This is a genomic window from Rouxiella chamberiensis, assembly GCF_026967475.1.
Taxonomy (GTDB): Bacteria; Pseudomonadota; Gammaproteobacteria; order Enterobacterales; family Enterobacteriaceae; genus Rouxiella; species Rouxiella chamberiensis.
In genome coordinates this window covers 4,021,068-4,039,546 of the sequence record NZ_CP114058.1, presented here as the reverse complement: position 1 = coordinate 4,039,546, position 18,479 = coordinate 4,021,068, and the positions used below count along the sequence as shown (strand labels likewise).

Below are 18,479 nucleotides of genomic sequence, written 5' to 3'. Positions count from 1 at the left end.
CCGGTTGTCCTGTAATTCAGCGCATAGATATGGTAACAATAAGCGTAATTATGCGCGAACCGCAGGAGTCAGACGCCCATGTCAGCTAAACATCCCGTTATCGCCGTCACCGGATCAAGCGGCGCAGGAACGACGACCACCAGTCTGGCCTTTCGCAAGATTTTCCAGCAGCAGGGCCTGCACGCCGCCCAGCTTGAAGGCGATAGCTTTCACCACTTTACGCGTCCGGAAATGGACGCGGCTATCCGCAAGGCGCGAGATTTAGGGCGACATATCAGCTATTTTGGTCCCGAGGCCAACGACTTCACCCTGCTGGAGCAGAGTTTTATCGAGTACGGCAGAACCGGCTCCGGCCGCTCACGCAAGTACCTGCATACTTATGACGAAGCCGTCCCTTACAATCAGGTGCCCGGAACCTTTACCCCGTGGCAGGCGCTGCCCGAGCCGACCGATATCCTGTTCTACGAAGGGTTGCACGGCGGGGTGGTCACCAATCAGGTCGATGTCGCCAAACACGTCGATCTGCTGGTCGGCGTGGTGCCTATCGTCAACCTCGAGTGGATTCAGAAACTGGTGCGCGACACCGGCGAACGCGGTCATTCGCGTGAAGCCGTGATGGATTCCGTAGTGAGATCGATGGATGACTACATCAATTACATCACGCCGCAGTTCTCCCGCACGCACATCAACTTCCAGCGCGTTCCGACCATCGACACCTCCAACCCTTTTGCCGCCAAGGCCATTCCTTCGCTGGATGAAAGCTTTGTGGTAATTCACTTTCAGGGGCTGGATCAAATTGATTTCCCCTATCTCCTGGCAATGCTGCAAGGCTCGTTTATCTCGCATATCAATACGTTGGTGGTGCCTGGCGGCAAGATGGGACTGGCAATGGAGTTGATTATGGGGCCGCTGGTGCAGCGTCTCATGGAAGGCAAGAAAATAGAGTAGGCACCGGCTGCCACCCGGTATTGGCCCGGCGGCAGTCGGCGATTGATGGCGCGACCCGTGGTCGCAATGTTATGGCTTATTCTTGCGAATCAATCACTTCAAAGCTGTGAGTGATAGTTGCCGCTTTCCCGAGCATCAGGGACACCGAACAGTATTTCTCGGCAGACAGGCTTACCGCGCGCTCAACGACTTTGTCGGTCAGATCTTTACCGGTCACGATGAAATGCAGGTTAATGGTGGTAAACAGGCGCGGGGCCTCTTCGCGGCGTTCGGAAGTCAGTTTCACTTCACAGCCGACAATCTCGTTACGCCCTTTTTGCAGGATTGAAACCACGTCGATGGCGCTGCATCCTCCGGCCGACATCAGCAACATTTCCATCGGGCTGGGTGATTTGTCCCCGGCATTGCCATCCATCAGAATCTGATGGCCAGAGGCTGATTCGCCGAGAAACGTTAACCCTTCAACCCACTTTACCCGTGCTTGCATTTGAATCTCTCCACTCGTCATTTTTCAAAACAGACTACCCTTTACCCCTGAAACTGGCAATGTAACTCGATCCGCATCATGCTGAAGCGAGACAACACAAGACACGTCTGCAAACCTGTGCTACAAACAAAGCCGAAAGAAACTTTCCAACAAGTTGCGGTCAGGTTTTTTGGGTGTTAACAGGATAACCTTGGTGATAAGGGCAAATTACCGCTTAAATCACTCTACCTGCCGCTTGCAGCATTGCTGGTCAGTTCATATGCTAAAAGAGCGCGAAGTAAAAATCGCCGAACAGGGTCTTAGAACCCTGCGATTTTGGGCAGCGATAAAAAGAGGATAATAACTAATGGTTCTCGGCAAGCCACAAACAGACCCTACTCTCGAATGGTTCCTGTCTCATTGTCATATACACAAGTATCCATCCAAAAGTACGCTGATTCACCAAGGTGAAAAGGCTGAAACGCTTTACTACATCGTGAAAGGCTCGGTTGCCGTGCTTATCAAGGATGAAGAAGGTAAAGAGATGATACTTTCCTACCTGAATCAGGGTGACTTCATCGGCGAGCTGGGACTCTTCGAAGAAGGTCAGGAACGCAGTGCATGGGTTAGAGCGAAAACTGCCTGTGAAGTGGCCGAAATTTCCTACAAGAAATTCCGTCAGCTTATCCAGGTCAACCCCGACATTCTGATGCGTCTTTCCGCACAGATGGCAAGCCGACTGCAAATTACGTCCGAGAAAGTGGGTAACCTTGCTTTCCTTGATGTAACCGGTCGTATTGCCCAGACTCTGCTGAATCTCGCCAAACAGCCCGATGCCATGACGCATCCCGATGGGATGCAGATAAAGATCACCCGTCAGGAAATCGGTCAAATCGTCGGTTGCTCACGCGAGACGGTAGGGCGAATTCTCAAAATGCTCGAAGATCAGAGCCTGATCTCGGCACACGGTAAAACGATTGTCGTTTACGGCACGCGTTAATCGCTTTAAAAACGGCACGGCGAGTCTTCGTTGTGCCGTTTTTGTCAGACTCTCCTTCACATGACGCTTTGGCGACGACTCTTTTACCACCCTGAAATCAATTATGCGCTGCGACAGACGCTGGTGCTTTGCCTGCCTATCGCCTTTGCCATGCTGTTCGGCGAATTGAAGATGGGGCTGCTGTTTGCGCTCGTTCCTGCCTGCTGCAATATTTCCGGTCTCGACACGCCGCACAAACACTTCTTCAAACGCCTGGCTATCGGCGGTTCGCTGTTTGCCGTCAGCAGTATTCTGCTCCAGCTGATGCTGGTGAACTGGCATGTTCCGCTGCCGTTTATCATGCTCGGCCTGTCGCTGGTTATCGGCGTAACGGGCGAGATAGGCCCGCTGCATGGCCGTTTGCTGTCGGGTGCGCTGGTGGCGTCCATCTTTACCCTCAGTATGGCGGGCGTGGTGCCTATCTGGCATGCGCCGCTGCTGTTTGTGGTCGGCACCGCGTGGTACGGCCTCTTTAACTGGCTGTGGTTCCGACTGTCCGAAGAGCAGCCGATGCGCGAAACCCTAAGCCAGTTGTATAACGAACTCGCCGATTATTTCGAAGCTAAATACTCCTTGCTGACTCAGCACACCGATCCCGAGACCGCGCTGCCACCGCTACTGAAAAGACAGCAGAAAGTGATCGACCTGATTGCCCTGCTCTATCAGCAACTGCATATGCTGCCCACCAACCAGCATCAACATCGCAAACGGCTGCTGCGCAGTTTTCAGGTGGCGCTGGATTTGCAGGAGCACATTACCGTCAGCCTGCATCTGCCTACCGAAGTGCAAAAGCTGGTGGAGGAGAGCCACGCGGAAGCGGTTATCCGCCGCAATGCGCAGGTGATTGGTGCGCGATTGCGGGTGATTGGCGACGACATTCTCTATCATCGCCGTTCCGTGCGTTTCTCGATGGCCAATGAACTGGCGGCGCTGGAGAAGATTGCCTCGCGCTATCGCGAGAATCCCGTTGGTCAGTTTTGCTATTACCATTTCAGTCGCATTGCCCGCCTGCTGCGCACCCAGCGCCCGCTGTATCGCCGTGATTTGATGCAGGAGCAGAATCGGCTGCCCTTCTGGGCCGCGCTGAAAAGCTATCTCTCCTTCAAGTCGGCGGCCCTGCGCAATGCCGCGCGGCTTGGCGTTATTCTGGCGATAGGCAGTACGCTCGGCATGTTCTTCAATTTGCCAAAACCTTACTGGATTTTGCTTACCACCCTGCTGGTGAGCCAAAACGGCTACAACGCCACGCGGGTGCGGATTCAGCACCGTGCGCTCGGCACGCTGATAGGGCTTATCGCGGCCGCGGGTCTGCTTCAGCTCGCCATTCCGCAAAATTTAACGCTGCTGCTCATGCTGATCATTACCCTTGTCTCCTACACGGTGCTGCGCAAAAATTACGGGTTGGGAATGATTGGCCTGACGGTGACGGCGGTCTATACGTTGCAGATTCTGGCGCTCAATGGTGCGCATTTCCTGCTGCCGCGGCTGATTGATACCCTGATTGGCTGCGCGCTGGCGTTTGGCGGCACTATCTGGCTGTGGCCGCAGTGGCAGAGCGGGATGCTGCGCACCAACGCGCATCAGGCGCTGGAGGCCGATCAGGAAGCCATTAGACGGGTATTGCAGCAAGATCCGGATCCCGCCGAGCTGGCCTACGCCCGCATGAAAGTGAATCAGGCGCATAATCAGCTATTTACCTCGCTGAATCAGGCCATGCAGGAGCCGGGATTCAATTCGCATTATCTGACGGATATGCGGCTTTGGGTGACGCACAGTCAGTTTTTGGTCGACCATATCAACGCCATGACCATTCTTGCGCGCGAGCATTACATGCTGACGCCGAAACTGGCCATCGAGTATTTGCAGACTTGCGAAATTGCCTTGCAGAGTTGTCAGCAGCGATTAACCACCGACGGAACGAGCAGCGGATCGACGGCGTTTCAGCCGCCGGACATGCATACCGATATGCCCGTTACCGAAATGGAGCGGCATCTGCGCCGCGTGCTTTCCCATCTCAGCGCCATGAACACGATTTCGTCTCTGGCCTGGCGGCAAAGACCGCATCACGGGATCTGGCTTACTCGCCGGGTGAAAGCGTAATCCCTTCTCCTGCCTTTCGACAGGAGAAGGGAAAGCGATTAGCCCACGACTTTCTGTACGGCTTTCTCGAAACGCGCCATGCCTTCGCTGATGTCGTCGAAATCGATCACCAGTGATGGCGCAAAGCGCATTACGTTGGTTCCGGCCACCAGCATCATCAAGCCAGATTCTGCCGCGGCAGTCATAAACTCGCCGGCACGGTTTTTGTATTTTTCGCAAAGTTCGGCCCCGATCAGCAAACCCTGACCACGGAACTCGGCAAACACCTGATATTTGGCGTTGATGGCTTCCAGCGCCTGCAGGAACGCCTGGCGACGCTCTTCGATTCCTGCCAGCACTTCTGGCGTATTGATGAGGTCCAGTGCCGCTTCTGCCACGGCACAAGCCAGAGGATTGCCGCCGTAAGTGGTGCCGTGTTTGCCCGGCGCCATGACGGATGCCACGTCTTCCGTGGTAATCATCGCGCTTATCGGGAAACCGCCGCCGAGCGCTTTTGCCGTGGTGAGAATGTCGGGCGTCACGCCGTAATGCATATAGCTGAACAGCTTGCCGCTGCGGCCCATGCCGCTTTGCACTTCATCGAAGACCAGCAGTGCCTTGTGCTCGTCGCACAGCGCACGCAGACCTTCCAGGAATGCCTGCGTCGCGGGCGTTACGCCGCCTTCGCCCTGAATCGGCTCGACGACAATGGCGCAGGTGTGGTCATCGATCACCGCTTTCACGGCATCCAGATCGTTAAACGGAACGTGGACGATATCGGCCGGTTTCGGACCAAAGCCGTCGGAGTATTTTGGCTGGCCGCCGACGGACACGGTAAACAGCGTGCGCCCGTGGAACCCGTTATGGAAAGCAATGATTTTGCTCTTGTAAGGGCTATGTTTGGCAGAAGAGTAGTAACGCGCCAGTTTGAAGGCCGCTTCGTTGGCTTCGGCACCGGAGTTGGCGAAGAACACACGATCGGCAAAGGTCGCATCGATGAGCTTCTGCGCCAGACGCAGAGAAGGTTCGTTGGTAAAGACGTTGCTGACGTGCCACAGGGTTTCGCCCTGCCTGTGCAGCGCGTCTACCAGCACCGGATGGCAATGGCCCAGCGCCGTAACCGCGATGCCGCCCGCGAAATCGATATATTCGGTGCCCTGCTGGTCCCAGATACGACTGCCTTTACCTTTGACCGGAATAAACTTGACGGGTGAATAAACAGGCAAAATCACCCGATCAAATGCATCGCGACCTACTGCTGTTTTTTCTGTCATAGCCTTACTCTCCAATGCGTTTCCGCTGCGCTCAGGTATTCACACTCTAAATGAATGTGAGAATATAATCATAAAATATGCATAAAAAATCACTCACAGGCAAACGTTTATCGTCCCGTCAGTGAGAATATTTGGTAATTGCTTAAATTTTAAGGAAATTATCGAGTAATTGATGTCCCTGCTCGCTAAGTATGCTCTCGGGATGGAATTGTACGCCGTGCAAAGGCAGTTCGCGGTGGGCGATGCCCATTATCTCGTCGGGAGAGCTTGCCTGACCGGTCCAGGCGGTTATCTCGAAACAGGCGGGTAACGTGTCGGGTTGTACAACCAGCGAATGATAGCGAGTCACGCGAAGCGGATGATTCAGACCGGCAAATACCCCTCTGCCGTTATGTTCGATAAGCGAGGTTTTGCCGTGCATAACCTGACGGGCGCGGACCACCTGCGCACCAAAGCTCTGCGCCATCGCCTGATGTCCGAGACAAACGCCGAGAATCGGTAGCGTATCGGCAAAATGCGCAATCGCCTGAAGCGAAATGCCCGCGTCGTTGGGCGTACAGGGGCCGGGAGAGATGACCAGATGCGAAGGTGCTAGCCGGGCGATGTCGGCAATCTCCAGCTCATCGTTACGTTTTACCACCACCTCGGCCCCAAGCTCGCAGAAGTACTGGTAAAGGTTATAGGTGAAAGAGTCGTAGTTATCGATAATCAGCAGCATGGGTATCCGGTTTGGCGAGGTCTGGTTTTTGCCGGGTCATTCTACCTATTTCGGCGCTGACCCGCAGACTTTTCCCCGCCCGAATCCCTGTCAATCATGTTGCCTGGCCTTACGCGTCGGCCACAATGTGTTTGAACACTTCAGCAAGCGGTTGCTCGTCACCAAAGGCGGCCGCCTTGTTGGCCTCGTTCCAGCGGGTGTTATCGACCTTGCTCCAGTCGATGCCGTAACCTGCGTGCGTCAGCAGTTGCTCGAAGAAAATTCGCTGCGCGCGTCCGCTGCCGTAACGGAAAGGATGCAGCAGGTTTATTTCCGAATAATAGTGTGCAAGCCGCGAATACAGTTCATCCTGCGGCAAATCGCGCAGGTACGCTTCGTTCTCAAGCGCCTGCATCAGAGTGTTGCCTTCGCGCTCAATGTAGTCGAAATGGCAAAACGGCGTGTCTTCCTTGAAGATATCCACTTCGCGCAACTCGCCCGCCCAGTCGAACAGGTCCTGAAACAGGATTTGATGGATGGCGCAAAGGTGCGGCAACCCCATTTTCGGCGGACCCAGCTCGATGGTCGCCGCGCGCAGCGGCGTCAGCGCAAGTTCGGCCTCGCGCAACTGATTGGCATTCTTGAGGTTGAAACGGTTTTTCAGCACGTCCTTTCCGGGATACAGATAAGGATCGTCGGCCACCGACAGCAGTTTATCGCTCATATTTCCCCCTCACTTCTTCAAGACGTGCTGCAATCTGCTCATCCGTTAAATCAATGAGTTCGAGGGTCAGTCCATCCAGCGCCGTGCTGCCTTGAAAGTTGAGGTTTCGTCTTTTGCGGTAGAACTGCTCTTTCTGTTTATCGGTCAGCTTCGTCGCCATACGGCTTCTCCCTTGCGCCAAGAACGTGGAGTTTAAGTATAGACAGGGACACTGATTTTGCCGTTGGACGGGCGGGAATTGCGGATGCGGCTGCCCAAAACGCGTCGTGGGCAGCCCTTGTCAACGCGAGGAAGCCGTTATGGCAGCACTTTGGCGGAAAGGATAACAATCGGCGTCGCCGGCACATTCTCGTACGGCCCGACATTTGTGGTTTTAACGGAAGAAATCTTGTCTACCACGTCCATGCCTTTGATAACCTTACCGAATACGGCATAACCGAAATCGGTCTGCCCGTGGTCGAGGAAAGCATTATCCGCCACGTTCAGGAAGAACTGGCTGGTCGCGCTGTCTTTATCGGACGTGCGTGCCATCGAAATGGTGCCGCGCAGGTTACGCAGTCCGTTGTCCGCCTCGTTCTTGATCGGCGGGTTGGTGCTTTTCTGCTGCATATTGGCGGTAAAGCCGCCGCCCTGAACCATAAAGCCCGGGATCACGCGATGGAAAATGGTGTTGTTGTAGAAACCACCCTGCACGTAATCGACAAAATTCTTAACGGAAACCGGTGCCTTCGCATTATCGAGTTCCAGCTCGATATTTCCCGCCGAGGTGGTCAACATCACATGGGTATCCGCAGCCTTGGCTGCAAATGCTGCCGGTGCCATCGCGGTGAGGGAAAGCAAAGCAGTGAAGGTCACTAAAGTACGTTTAAACATAACGGTTCCTTTCTCCAATAGACAAGCCACAAAACGCATTGATTCTAAAGACCCTCACCCCTTCGCGCCAGCCCTTTACCGTTATTTACGCAAAGTCCGCGGTGAGGGGTAATTCAGCGTGTAAAATCAACGGGTTCAGCCTTATCGAGATGTATTGTGCTCGAGGCGGGCCGAGTCTCGGCAATCACCCTGCCGTGACGAATCGAATAGCGGACCGGAACCTGTCTGCGCACGGCATCGAAGCCGCTGTCGGCAGGCAGAATAATCAGGTTGGCGTCGTGCCCGCTCTTGATGCCGTATTCCGGCAGATTCAGGGTTTTGGCGCTGTAGGTCGTAATCAGTTTCAGTCCGTCATTTATCTGCTCATACCCCATCAACTGACAGACATGCAGCCCCATTTGCAACACTTGCAGCATATTGCCGGTGCCCATCGGATACCACGGGTCGAAGACGTCGTCGTGTCCGAAACAGACGTTGATCCCGGCTTCCAGCATCTCTTTCACCCGCGTAATGCCACGGCGTTTCGGATAGGAATCAAAGCGGCCCTGCAAATGAATATTGACCAGCGGATTGGCGACAAAGTTGATGCCCGACATTTTGAGCAGCCGAAACAGTCTTGAGGTGTAGGCGCCGTTGTAGGAGTGCATGGCCGTAGTATGACTGGCCGTGACCCGCGCCCCCATGTTTTCGCGCAGCGCCAGCGCCGCCACGGTTTCCACAAAGCGCGACTGTTCATCGTCGATTTCATCGCAGTGCACATCGACCATACGCTGATATTTCTGCGCCAGCGCAAAGGTTTTGTGCAGCGACTCGACGCCATATTCGCGGGTGAATTCGAAATGCGGAATCGCACCGACGACGTCCGCGCCCAGCTTCAATGCCTCTTCCAGCAAGGCTTCGCCATCGGGATAGGAGATAATGCCCTCCTGCGGGAAGGCGACGATTTGCAGCTCCACCCACGGCGCAACTTCCTGCTTCACTTCCAGCATGGCTTTCAGCGCCGTCAGCGTAGGATCCGAGACATCGACGTGGGTGCGCACATGCTGAATGCCGTTGGCAATCTGCCACTTCAGGGTCATCCACGCGCGTTGTTTTACATCGTCGTGAGTCAGCAGCGCCTTGCGTTCGGCCCAACGTTCGATGCCTTCAAACAATGTGCCCGAGATATTCCAGGACGGCTCACCGGCAGTTTGCGTGGTATCGAGATGAATATGCGGCTCGATAAACGGCGGCAGCGCCAGACCGCCCTGCGCGTCCAGCACCTCTGCGCTGTCTTGTCCGCCGTGCGGCTGCGAGGTTATCTGTCGAATCTTGCCGTTTTCGATATCGATTTGCCACAGCCCCTGTGCATAGGGCATGCGTACGTTTTTGATGGCCCGCAGGCTGGATTGCGTCACCTTTACCTCTCTTTGCCGTCTGTGGTTTTTTTAGACTACTGCAAAACGTGGCCGATGACGCGATGCATACAAAAAAAGCATGAATCTTTTGTGCTTTATTAGCAGCATACCGGTAATGACAAAGGTTCTTATCGATCTGCAATCCGGCACGCAAAGCATGACCAGACAAATTCAGGACAAAAAAACCACGCCCTAAAGCATGGTTTTTTGTTTTGCCCGGTGGACGAAAGAATCAGGGTGCTACAAAACCAATGGCGTCATAGACCTTGCGGAGCGTCTCCTGCGCACGGGCGCGGGCTTTCTCGGCACCTTCGCGCATGACCTGCTGCAGATAGGCTTCGTCCGCACGGTAGGTGTTGTAGCGTTCCTGCAAGGTGGTCAGCATGCCGGTAACCGCTTCGGCAACCGCGCCTTTCAGGTGGCCATACATCTGTCCTTCGAATTCGGCTTCCAGCTCGGCAATGCTTTTGCCATTTACGCCAGAGAGGATATCGAGCAGGTTCGAAACGCCCGGTTTCGCAGCCTGATCGTAACGAATGACCGGTGGCTCTTCGGAATCGGTCATCGCGCGCTTGATCTTCTTGGTCACCGATTTCGGATCTTCCAGCAGGCCAATCACGTTGTTACGGTTGTCGTCCGACTTGGACATTTTCTTGGTCGGATCCTGCAAGGACATCACACGCGCACCGGATTTCGGAATAAACGGCTCGGGGATCTTGAACACGTCACCGTAAAGCGCGTTGAAACGCCCGGCGATATCGCGGCTCAATTCCAGATGCTGCTTCTGGTCTTCACCGACCGGCACCTGATTGGTTTGATAGAGCAGAATGTCGGCGGCCATCAATACCGGATAGTCGAAAAGCCCGGCGTTGATGTTGTCGGCGTAGCGCGCAGACTTGTCCTTGAACTGGGTCATACGGCTCGGTTCGCCGAAATAGGTGTAGCAGTTCAGCGCCCAGCCCAGCTGGGAATGCTCGGCAACGTGGGACTGAACGAAAATGGTGCTCTTTTGAGGATCGATCCCGCAGGCCAGATACAGGGCCAGCGTGTCGAGGGTCGCTTTGCGTAACTGAGCAGGATCCTGACGTGCCGTGATTGCGTGCAGGTCAACGATGCAATAAATGCAGTCATAGTCATCCTGCATTTTAACCCATTGACGCAGAGCACCCATGTAGTTACCAATGCTCAATTCACCAGAGGGTTGTGCGCCACTAAAGACGATGGGTTTACTCATTTTTTATGCTTCCTGATCCTTTAAGGGGGATAGCCCGAAGGTGGGCAAAAGGTCGGCAAAGCGTTCAAGAACCCGATCGGGTTGACTCTGCGCAATGGCTTCGCCGTAATTATAACCGTAGGTCATGCCGACACAGCAACATCCCGCTGCCTGTGCCGCCTGAATATCGTTGCGCGAATCGCCGACGAACACCAGTTCGCTGGCGCGCAGACCCAGATTGGCCAGCATCAGATACAGCGGCGCAGGATGCGGTTTTTTCTGCACTACGTCATCGCCGCCCAGAATCTGCGTAAAGAGTCCGTCGAGACCCAGAGAAACCAGCAACGGCGCGACAAATGCCGTCGGCTTGTTGGTAATCAAGCCAAGCGGAATGCCTGCCGCAGCCAGCGCGGTCAGGGTTTCTTTCACCTGCGGATAAAGCGTGCTGCCACGGGCGGCGGTCTGTGCATAATAACTGTCAAATCTGCCGCGTACCTGTTGCAGAAACGCCGGGTCGAGAGAACCTTCGGCCCAGCGCACGGCGCGCTCGACCATGACGTCGGCACCGTTGCCTATCCAGGTGCTGACGCGCTCGACGCCTGCCGCGGGCAGTCCAACATCGACCAAGGCCTTGTCGACCGCCTCGGCCAGACCCGGTGCGCTGTCGACCAGCGTTCCATCAAGGTCGAAGGCCACGCCCAGCGGTGAAAGCGGCTTAGCCATGAGACACGCTGGCCAGCTCGCTGCGCATCTTGTCGATGACGGCGCGGTAGTCTGGCTGGCCGAAAATGGCGGAACCCGCAACAAACATGTCGGCACCGGCAGCGGCTATCTCGGCGATGTTGTCGACCTTGACGCCGCCGTCGATTTCCAGACGAATGTTGTAGCCGCTTTCATCGATACGCTTGCGCACTTCGCGCAGCTTATCGAGGGTGCCCGGAATAAACGACTGACCGCCAAAGCCCGGATTGACCGACATCAGCAGGATAACGTCGAGCTTGTCCATCACGTAATCGAGATAGCTCAGAGGGGTCGCGGGGGTAAATACCAGACCCGCCTTGCACCCGTGCTCACGGATAAGCTGGAGAGTGCGGTCAACGTGGAAAGAAGCTTCGGGATGGAAAGTGATGTAGGTCGCACCCGCATCGGCAAACTGCGGGATCAGGCTATCGACCGGCGTAACCATCAGGTGCACGTCGATAGGTTTGTTGATCCCCTTCTCTTGCAGATACTTGTGCAAGGACTGGCAGACGTTTGGACCGATAGTCAGGTTCGGCACATAGTGATTATCCATGACATCGAAATGCACGACGTCACCGCCGGCTTCCAGTGCTTTCACGGTGTCTTCGCCCAGGCGGGCAAAGTCGGCCGCAAGAATGGATGGAGCAATCAAAAAATCTTTCATCTGCTTCTCCTACGTTGAAAATTCCTTAGCTATACAACGCTAATAGCTCGGTAACCTTGCTGCGCTGCAATATGTTGCTGCTGATGGTTCTCCGCGCCGTCACGACGTGCAGGTCGGCAGCGGCATACCAGTCGCGGGTCAATTCGGTATCATGATTTGAAATCAATACCGGTACCCGCTGGTTCTGCCAGCAACTGTTCGGCCAGACGGGCCAGATTTTGCTGGTCGGCCAGACTGAAGCTGTTGGTATGGTAGGCGGTAAAATTCGCCGTGGCAGAAAGCGGTACATAAGGGGGATCACAATACACCACGGATCCGGTCTGCGCCTTCAACAGAGTTTGCTGGTAATGCTCACAGACAAACTGTGCATTCTGTGCTTTTTCGGAGAACCAAAACAGCTCTTCCTCAGGGAAATACGGTTTCTTGTAACGTCCAAAAGGCACGTTGAAGGACCCGCTGAGGTTGTAGCGACAAAGGCCGTTGTAGCAGTGACGATTCAGATATAAAAACAGCAGCGAGCGACGATAGATGTCCTTGCAGGCATTGAACTCGTCTCTTAGCTGGTAAAATCGCTCTGACTGGTTGAATTCGGGAGTAAAAAGCTCTCGTGCGTCGCGAACGAACGCCTCGTGACGCGTTTTTACGATGTTATACAGGTTGATGAGATCGCTGTTGATGTCGGCCAGAATATAGGCGTCATAATCGGTGTTCAGAAACACCGAACCCGCACCAACAAAAGGCTCAATCAAACAATCTCCCGCTGGCAGATAACGTTTGATGTCATCAACCAGCGGATACTTGCCACCAGCCCATTTTAAAAAAGCGCGGTTCTTCTTCATGCCGTCAGTTAGCTACTTATACAATTCACAGCCGCGGATTGTACCCTGTTTTAGACAGCACATCGCGTACAGCTCAGATTCATTTTTTCAGGTCTTGCTGTACCTGGTGTACAGGCTTGACCCACGGTTTTTTCGCTTGAACGTCGGCAGGTAAACTGGCTATCGCGCGTTTGGCTTCCGCCGAGGACGCATAATTGCCGCTGACCAGAACAAACCAGGGTTTGCCGTCGCGTGCGGTTTGATAGACATAAAAGTTTTTAAGCCCCTGCTGACGAGCAAAGGTGTTCAAGGAGTTGGCTTGTGAAGCGCCACTGAGTTGCAGGGTGTAATGGCTGCCCGGTGCAGTTTTCAGTGCCGAGGCGCTGCCCGATTCCACGGCGACTTTCGCTGGTGCGGCGGTGTGACGTTCGGCTTCTTTACGCGTTTCAGGTTTACGTGCCGGTTCGGACGCCTTGGCGACGGGCGTTCTTGCCGGCGTAGTGTGTTCGTTGCGTGACGCACTGCGATGCTCCGCAGACGGCGCTTTTACCGGAGAACGCGGCGCAGCGGTAACGGCAGTGCTCGCCGGTGCGCGACCTTTGATGCTGCTGTTGACCGTTGCCGGACCGGTTGGCAGTGACGTCAGAGACTGCGTTCCTTCCTGCGCGGCGGCATCGACCTGGCCCTGCTGCTGGGTCAGGGCATCGTTCATGTCACCCGGTAAGTCGACCCGCTCTTTTTGACCGTTGTTGACTTGAGGCTGCGCCTCGGTCGGCGTCGACGAAACCGGCGGTAAACCAATGCTTTTCGGCTGATTACCGGCGGTCTGATCAGTATTTGCAGGCGTCTGGGCGTTCGGAGCCTGTACCGGCGCGGCTTCGATGCCAACTGCGGCTGAATTGCCCGCCGCAGGCGTGCTGTCACCGCCCGAAAGGCTGATGTCTTTTGGACCGTTTGACGGCGCGGAGGCAGTGTTTGAAGACGGTGATTTCAGCGCAGAACCGATTCCGAGAATCAGCAGGAGCAACACGATAATGCCGATGCCCATCATCAGATACTGCCGGGAAACCGGGAGTTTTGGCGCCGGTGAAGACGGCTTGCGCGAGCGCGGCGGACGGCGGTCGCTGGTATCTGGTTTAAGATCGTCTTCCGGTGGTAAATCGTCCATCTAAAATCCTCCAACCCGTCTAGATGCCCGTTCGGTAGCGAAGGGGCCGGCAAATATCCACTGCGGCGCTCTGCTGCCAAAGCGCGGGGAACTCAATGATTCAATGACGCAGAGAGGCGTTTTACGGCGTCTCGCAGTCTCTGATAGAGGCAAGCACCATGTCATGAGGCACGCCTTTACGTACTTCAGACTGCCCGACCGCCGTCGGCAATACCAGACGTAATTCGCCTGCCAGAACCTTCTTGTCACGCATCATGTGCGGCAGATACGCTTCGGCGGCCATCTCTTTCGGCCCGCTGACAGGTAATCCTGCGCGTACCAGCAAAGATTTGACGCGGGTAATGTCTTCCAGACTGAACTGGCCCAGACGGTGCGCGGTATAACAGGCCATAACGATACCGGCGGCGACGGCTTCGCCGTGCAGCCAGTTGCCGTAGCCCATGGCCGCTTCGATAGCATGACCATAGGTGTGGCCGAGGTTGAGCAGCGCACGCATGCCGTGCTCGTGTTCGTCGGCGGCCACAACGTCGGCTTTCAGCTCGCAGCAACGACGGATGCAGTAAGCCAGCGCGTTCATATCAAGCGCCAGCAGGGCATCCATGTTGTTTTCGAGCCAAACGAAGAAATCGGCATCCAGAATAATGCCGTATTTGATAACCTCGGCCAGACCCGATGAAAGCTCGCGGGCAGGCAGAGAGCGCAGGCAGTCCAAATCGACCACAACCGAGGCAGGTTGATAGAACGCCCCAATCATGTTCTTGCCTAGCGGATGGTTAACGGCTGTTTTGCCGCCAACGGAAGAGTCAACCTGAGAGAGCAACGTGGTAGGCACCTGAATAAAGCGCACACCGCGTTGATAGCTGGCCGCAGCGAAGCCGGTCAAATCGCCGATAACTCCGCCGCCGAGCGCCACGAGGGTGGTGTCACGACCGTGAGGTTTTTCCAGTAGCGCAGAAAAAACCTCATTAAGAACAGACAGGGATTTGTACTGTTCGCCATCAGGCAGAATCACCTGATCAACACGAACGCCTGCTTGCTCAAGCACTGAACGCACTTTGTCCAGATAGAGAGGTGCCAATGTCTGGTTGGTAACCAGCATGACTTGATCACCCGCCTTTACAGGCATAAAAGAAGCCGGATCGTCAAACAATCCGGCGGCAATCGTAATGGGATAACTACGCTCCCCCAACGTTACAGTAATCCTCTCCATGTCGTGCTCAATGACCTTTTAACTTGCACCCTCAGGCTGTGGTTGAAAACCAGAGTTAGTTGCTTTCAATCATGTTAATGATTTGATTGGCAACCACTTTGGCGCTTTGATCATCAGTACGGATAGTCACATCCGCAATCTCTTCGTAAAGCGGGTTGCGCTCTGCCGCTAGTGCTTCGAGCACTTCGCGTGGCGGTGAGCTTACCTGCAACAAAGGACGTTTCTTGTCACGTTGTGTACGTGCCAGCTGCTTTTCGATTGTAGTTTCTAAATATACGACGACGCCGCGGGCTGACAAACGATTACGGGTTTCGCGTGATTTCACGGAACCGCCACCAGTTGCCAGAACGATGCCTTGTTTTTCGGTGAGCTCGTTGATCACTTTCTCTTCGCGGTCGCGGAATCCATCCTCACCTTCCAAATCAAATACCCAGCCCACATCAGCTCCGGTACGTCGCTCAATTTCGTGATCGGAGTCAAAGAACTCCATATTGAGTTGTTGAGCTAACTGTCGACCAATAGTGCTTTTGCCGGCACCCATAGGCCCAACCAGAAAGATATTGCGTTTCTCTGCCATGTTTTTCGGTATTACTAAGACAATTCGTTGATGATAACCCGCCCCGCCAATCAAATTAGCGGCGGGACCTAAACTGAAACCTCATGAGCGATAGTGCGAGATCAGATAAAAATTATCTCAACACTCCTGGTAGTTTGGCAACCGAATAAACTGCATGTTAACTACATAGCGCGCCGCAGGAGGGAAACCATACGTTTTTATCGGCGCGTCGGCATTAAAAAAATCTCGGTGCTCAATTCGGTAACCCTTGTAAGCTAAATCGGCGGCAGCGTCAAACTCAGAAGCCTTTCGCCACACAAAAAGTTGCATAAGCTCAACGTATTTGTGCAATTTCAGTCAACAGTATACCCAAACTTTCGGCGTCTAATGGCTGTTGATTAACGTTGGGGTGATAAAAATCACCAATTCGCGACGTTGGTCATGCGTAGACTGTTGTTTGAACAGCCCACCCAACAGGGGAAGATTGCCCAGCCCGGGGACTTTATTCACGGTATTTATACCCTGCTGCTGGAATATCCCACCCAATACCAGCGTTTCGCCGTCTTTTACCGTGACCTGGGTTTTTATCTCCTGTTTATCGATGGACAACGCCTCGCCCTCCGCCTGCTTTATTTTTCGACCAGGCATGTTTTGACTGATTTGCAGTGCAAGCGTAATGGCGCCGTTGGGCAGAATCTTCGGCGTGACCTCCATTCCAAGCACCGCTTCCTTGAATTCGATAGAGGTTGCGCCGCTCGCCCCGCTCGACACCTGATAAGGAATTTCGGTGCCCTGCTTGATGCTGGCGGTTTGCAGGTTGGCGGTCATCAGGCGCGGACTGGCGATAATCTCCACCCTGTCCTTCTGCTCCAGCGCCGAAAGCTCGAGACTCAACAGCTTTTCGCCGATACGCGCCAGCGTAAATCCGGCGCTGATAAATGGATTGTCGACGCCCTGCCCGATATTGACCTCGCTCACCAGCGGCATTCGAGTGGCACCGGCGGGTGTGTTGACGCCCCATTTCACGCCGAGCTCACGAAGACTGTCACGGTTCATGGTGACAATGTGCGCCGCCAGCTGTACCTGCTGAATGGGATAGTCCATTGCCTCGACCCAGCGCCGGGCGTTGTCCAGCTCTGGCCGCGCATCACGGATTAAAAGTTGATTGGTGCGCGTATCGGCGCTGACCAGCGCGCGCAGCGAAAGCAGCGTCCCTTTCTGGGCGTTGAGCTGCGTGGCCACTGCCGTGACATCGGCGTGTTTCAGTCCGAGCGTCAGGTCGTGCAGCGGCCGCGCCTGTTTCTGTCTTTCGGCCTGTTCACTCTTTTTCTGCCGTTGAACCGCCAGTTCGGATTCCGGGAAAATCATTAGCACGTTGCCCTGCTTCTGACTGGTCAGTTTGCCCATGCGCATCACAACCTCGAGTGCCTGCTGCCACGCAATGGCATGCATCCGTAAACTGAGCGAGCCTTCCACGCCGGGGCCGAGCACCAGATTAAGCTGCTGATGTTCGGCAAGCGCACGCAGAATCAGGCTGACGGGTGCCTCATAGAACTCGAGGCTAATCGGCGCTGCCTTTTCTTGATGCGCTGCGCCTTGCGGTTTGGCGGCGGCATGTGCCTGTGTCATTCCACTGCCTGTAAGCAGCAGGCCGACAAGCAATAATAGTGCGCGAACGCGAGATTCATGATGCATCTGAAGGTCCTCCATGACCGGTCTTTGGTAGCGTTTGCCCTGCCAGTGTCAATATTTGCAACGCCTCGCCGCAGCGCGGCTGCGACAAGGTGAGTCGTACCTGATGCGCGCTGACGTCCTCGACGCGGCCGCCATCGTTTGGCAATTTTCTCCCCGGCTGCGCCTTGAACCACTCCCCGCCGACAGGCTAATCCAGCCCGTGAAATTGTCTGCACTGCCGATAATGCCGCTCAGCTGCGGAAATTTTGCCTCTTTGATTGATTCTCGACAGCGGGGCGCCTGACGAAGGGAAAAAGGATCGCGCAGCAGTGCGGCGGAAAACTGACTCTTTACCTGCTCCTTTTGCTGCGCGCTAATGCGCCCGCGATAGGCCGCCAGCCGCAGCGTGACGTCCAGGAGGGATTCCGCGCCGAAACTCTCCGCCGCCGGACTGACGGCCAGCTGTTCAATCGCCACCGGCGCGGAAGACGCCGCCAGCAACTGCTGTAGCATCGACACCAACCCGATATAAGGAAGCTGTAATCTGAACGTGCCCTGCTGCACGGCGCCTTCCGGTGTTGCCAGGTCTTTTTCGGGCAACCAATGCAGCATTCGCCCCCCGGCCGCATTTAGCGGCGCAAGGATATGCTGTGGCAATGGCGGTAGACTTGCCTGTTTCGGCAGGATGTCTGCAAGCTTAGATTGCCATTCGGCCCGTGAACTTTGTCGCAACAGCACCCGCTGCTGCTGACTAACCTGGCGCGTCTGCGTGTGAATCTGCTGTATCAGGTTTTCGGCAGTGACGCGCAGTGGCAGAATCCACAGCCAGTAGCCGCCTGCGGCAAAGGCGCTGAAAACGGCCAGCATCAGCCACGCCATCTGCCAGTGGGATCTGCTCGACAACCGCATGACGAGTTCGCGATATTCCGTTCGCATAA

At 55.1% G+C, this 18,479-nt stretch carries 18 protein-coding genes and 1 pseudogene; 3 read left to right on the top strand and 16 right to left on the bottom strand.

Features of this window, described 5'->3' with window-relative positions:
* Window positions 1-78: 78 nt before the first annotated feature.
* Window positions 79-948 (top strand): phosphoribulokinase, encoded by an 870-nt coding sequence (locus tag O1V66_RS18765; protein WP_045048642.1) that lies wholly within the window; start codon window positions 79-81, stop codon window positions 946-948.
* A gap of 76 nt (window positions 949-1,024) precedes the next feature.
* On the opposite strand, the gene O1V66_RS18760 is transcribed toward O1V66_RS18765, so the two are convergent.
* A complete protein-coding gene (locus tag O1V66_RS18760; RefSeq protein ID WP_045048643.1) occupies window positions 1,025-1,435 on the bottom strand; it encodes an OsmC family protein in 411 nt (136 codons plus the stop codon).
* Between the two features lie 346 nt (window positions 1,436-1,781).
* Here O1V66_RS18760 and crp point away from each other — a divergent pair, with 346 nt between their 5' ends.
* Window positions 1,782-2,414, top strand: a complete 633-nt coding sequence (gene crp / locus O1V66_RS18755; RefSeq protein ID WP_009638999.1) for a cAMP-activated global transcriptional regulator CRP — start codon at window positions 1,782-1,784, stop codon at window positions 2,412-2,414.
* 60 nt (window positions 2,415-2,474) lie between these two features.
* Window positions 2,475-4,553: a YccS/YhfK family putative transporter gene (locus tag O1V66_RS18750; RefSeq protein ID WP_045048644.1), complete on the top strand. Its 2,079-nt coding sequence runs from the start codon at window positions 2,475-2,477 to the stop codon at window positions 4,551-4,553.
* A gap of 38 nt (window positions 4,554-4,591) precedes the next feature.
* Here the strand turns inward: O1V66_RS18750 and argD are convergent, their stop codons facing one another.
* From argD to O1V66_RS18675, 15 genes and pseudogenes are all read right to left on the bottom strand, one after another.
* Window positions 4,592-5,806, bottom strand: coding sequence for a bifunctional acetylornithine/succinyldiaminopimelate transaminase (gene argD, locus O1V66_RS18745; protein WP_045048645.1), 1,215 nt, complete (start codon window positions 5,804-5,806; stop codon window positions 4,592-4,594).
* Window positions 5,807-5,948: 142 nt separating this feature from the next.
* Window positions 5,949-6,524, bottom strand: a complete 576-nt coding sequence (locus tag O1V66_RS18740) for an aminodeoxychorismate synthase component II (protein ID WP_045048646.1) — start codon at window positions 6,522-6,524, stop codon at window positions 5,949-5,951.
* Window positions 6,525-6,633: 109 nt separating this feature from the next.
* Window positions 6,634-7,227 (bottom strand): putative adenosine monophosphate-protein transferase Fic, encoded by a 594-nt coding sequence (locus O1V66_RS18735; protein ID WP_045048647.1) that lies wholly within the window; start codon window positions 7,225-7,227, stop codon window positions 6,634-6,636.
* Entirely contained in the window at window positions 7,217-7,387 is a 171-nt protein-coding gene (locus O1V66_RS18730; RefSeq protein ID WP_072045097.1) for a YhfG family protein, read from the bottom strand. Before O1V66_RS18730 ends, O1V66_RS18735 begins: the two co-directional genes overlap by 11 nt.
* Before the next feature lie 137 nt (window positions 7,388-7,524).
* Entirely contained in the window at window positions 7,525-8,100 is a 576-nt protein-coding gene (gene ppiA, locus O1V66_RS18725; protein WP_045048648.1) for a peptidylprolyl isomerase A, read from the bottom strand.
* 113 nt (window positions 8,101-8,213) lie between these two features.
* A complete protein-coding gene (locus O1V66_RS18720) occupies window positions 8,214-9,497 on the bottom strand; it encodes a cytosine deaminase (protein WP_045048649.1) in 1,284 nt (427 codons plus the stop codon).
* Window positions 9,498-9,729: 232 nt separating this feature from the next.
* Window positions 9,730-10,731 carry a tryptophan--tRNA ligase gene (gene trpS / locus O1V66_RS18715; protein ID WP_269127965.1) on the bottom strand — a complete coding sequence of 334 codons (1,002 nt, stop codon included), beginning with the start codon at window positions 10,729-10,731 and terminating at the stop codon, window positions 9,730-9,732.
* Between the two features lie 3 nt (window positions 10,732-10,734).
* The gene (locus tag O1V66_RS18710; RefSeq protein ID WP_045048651.1) at window positions 10,735-11,433 is read right to left on the bottom strand and encodes a phosphoglycolate phosphatase; all 699 of its coding nucleotides are present in this window, start codon (window positions 11,431-11,433) and stop codon (window positions 10,735-10,737) included.
* Window positions 11,426-12,115 carry a ribulose-phosphate 3-epimerase gene (rpe, locus tag O1V66_RS18705; RefSeq protein WP_045048652.1) on the bottom strand — a complete coding sequence of 230 codons (690 nt, stop codon included), beginning with the start codon at window positions 12,113-12,115 and terminating at the stop codon, window positions 11,426-11,428. Before rpe ends, O1V66_RS18710 begins: the two co-directional genes overlap by 8 nt.
* Before the next feature lie 25 nt (window positions 12,116-12,140).
* A pseudogene (dam, locus tag O1V66_RS18700) lies at window positions 12,141-12,954 on the bottom strand (adenine-specific DNA-methyltransferase).
* A 79-nt stretch (window positions 12,955-13,033) separates the two neighbouring features.
* Entirely contained in the window at window positions 13,034-14,101 is a 1,068-nt protein-coding gene (locus O1V66_RS18695) for an SPOR domain-containing protein (RefSeq protein ID WP_045048654.1), read from the bottom strand.
* 121 nt (window positions 14,102-14,222) lie between these two features.
* Window positions 14,223-15,311 carry a 3-dehydroquinate synthase gene (aroB, locus tag O1V66_RS18690; protein WP_045048655.1) on the bottom strand — a complete coding sequence of 363 codons (1,089 nt, stop codon included), beginning with the start codon at window positions 15,309-15,311 and terminating at the stop codon, window positions 14,223-14,225.
* A gap of 55 nt (window positions 15,312-15,366) precedes the next feature.
* Entirely contained in the window at window positions 15,367-15,888 is a 522-nt protein-coding gene (gene aroK / locus O1V66_RS18685) for a shikimate kinase AroK (protein WP_009635755.1), read from the bottom strand.
* A 363-nt stretch (window positions 15,889-16,251) separates the two neighbouring features.
* Window positions 16,252-17,496 (bottom strand): DNA uptake porin HofQ, encoded by a 1,245-nt coding sequence (hofQ, locus tag O1V66_RS18680; RefSeq protein WP_072045101.1) that lies wholly within the window; start codon window positions 17,494-17,496, stop codon window positions 16,252-16,254.
* Window positions 17,497-17,610: 114 nt separating this feature from the next.
* Complete coding sequence (locus O1V66_RS18675; protein ID WP_269127964.1) at window positions 17,611-18,477, bottom strand: hypothetical protein; 867 nt, start codon at window positions 18,475-18,477, stop codon at window positions 17,611-17,613.
* Window positions 18,478-18,479: the final 2 nt, after the last annotated feature.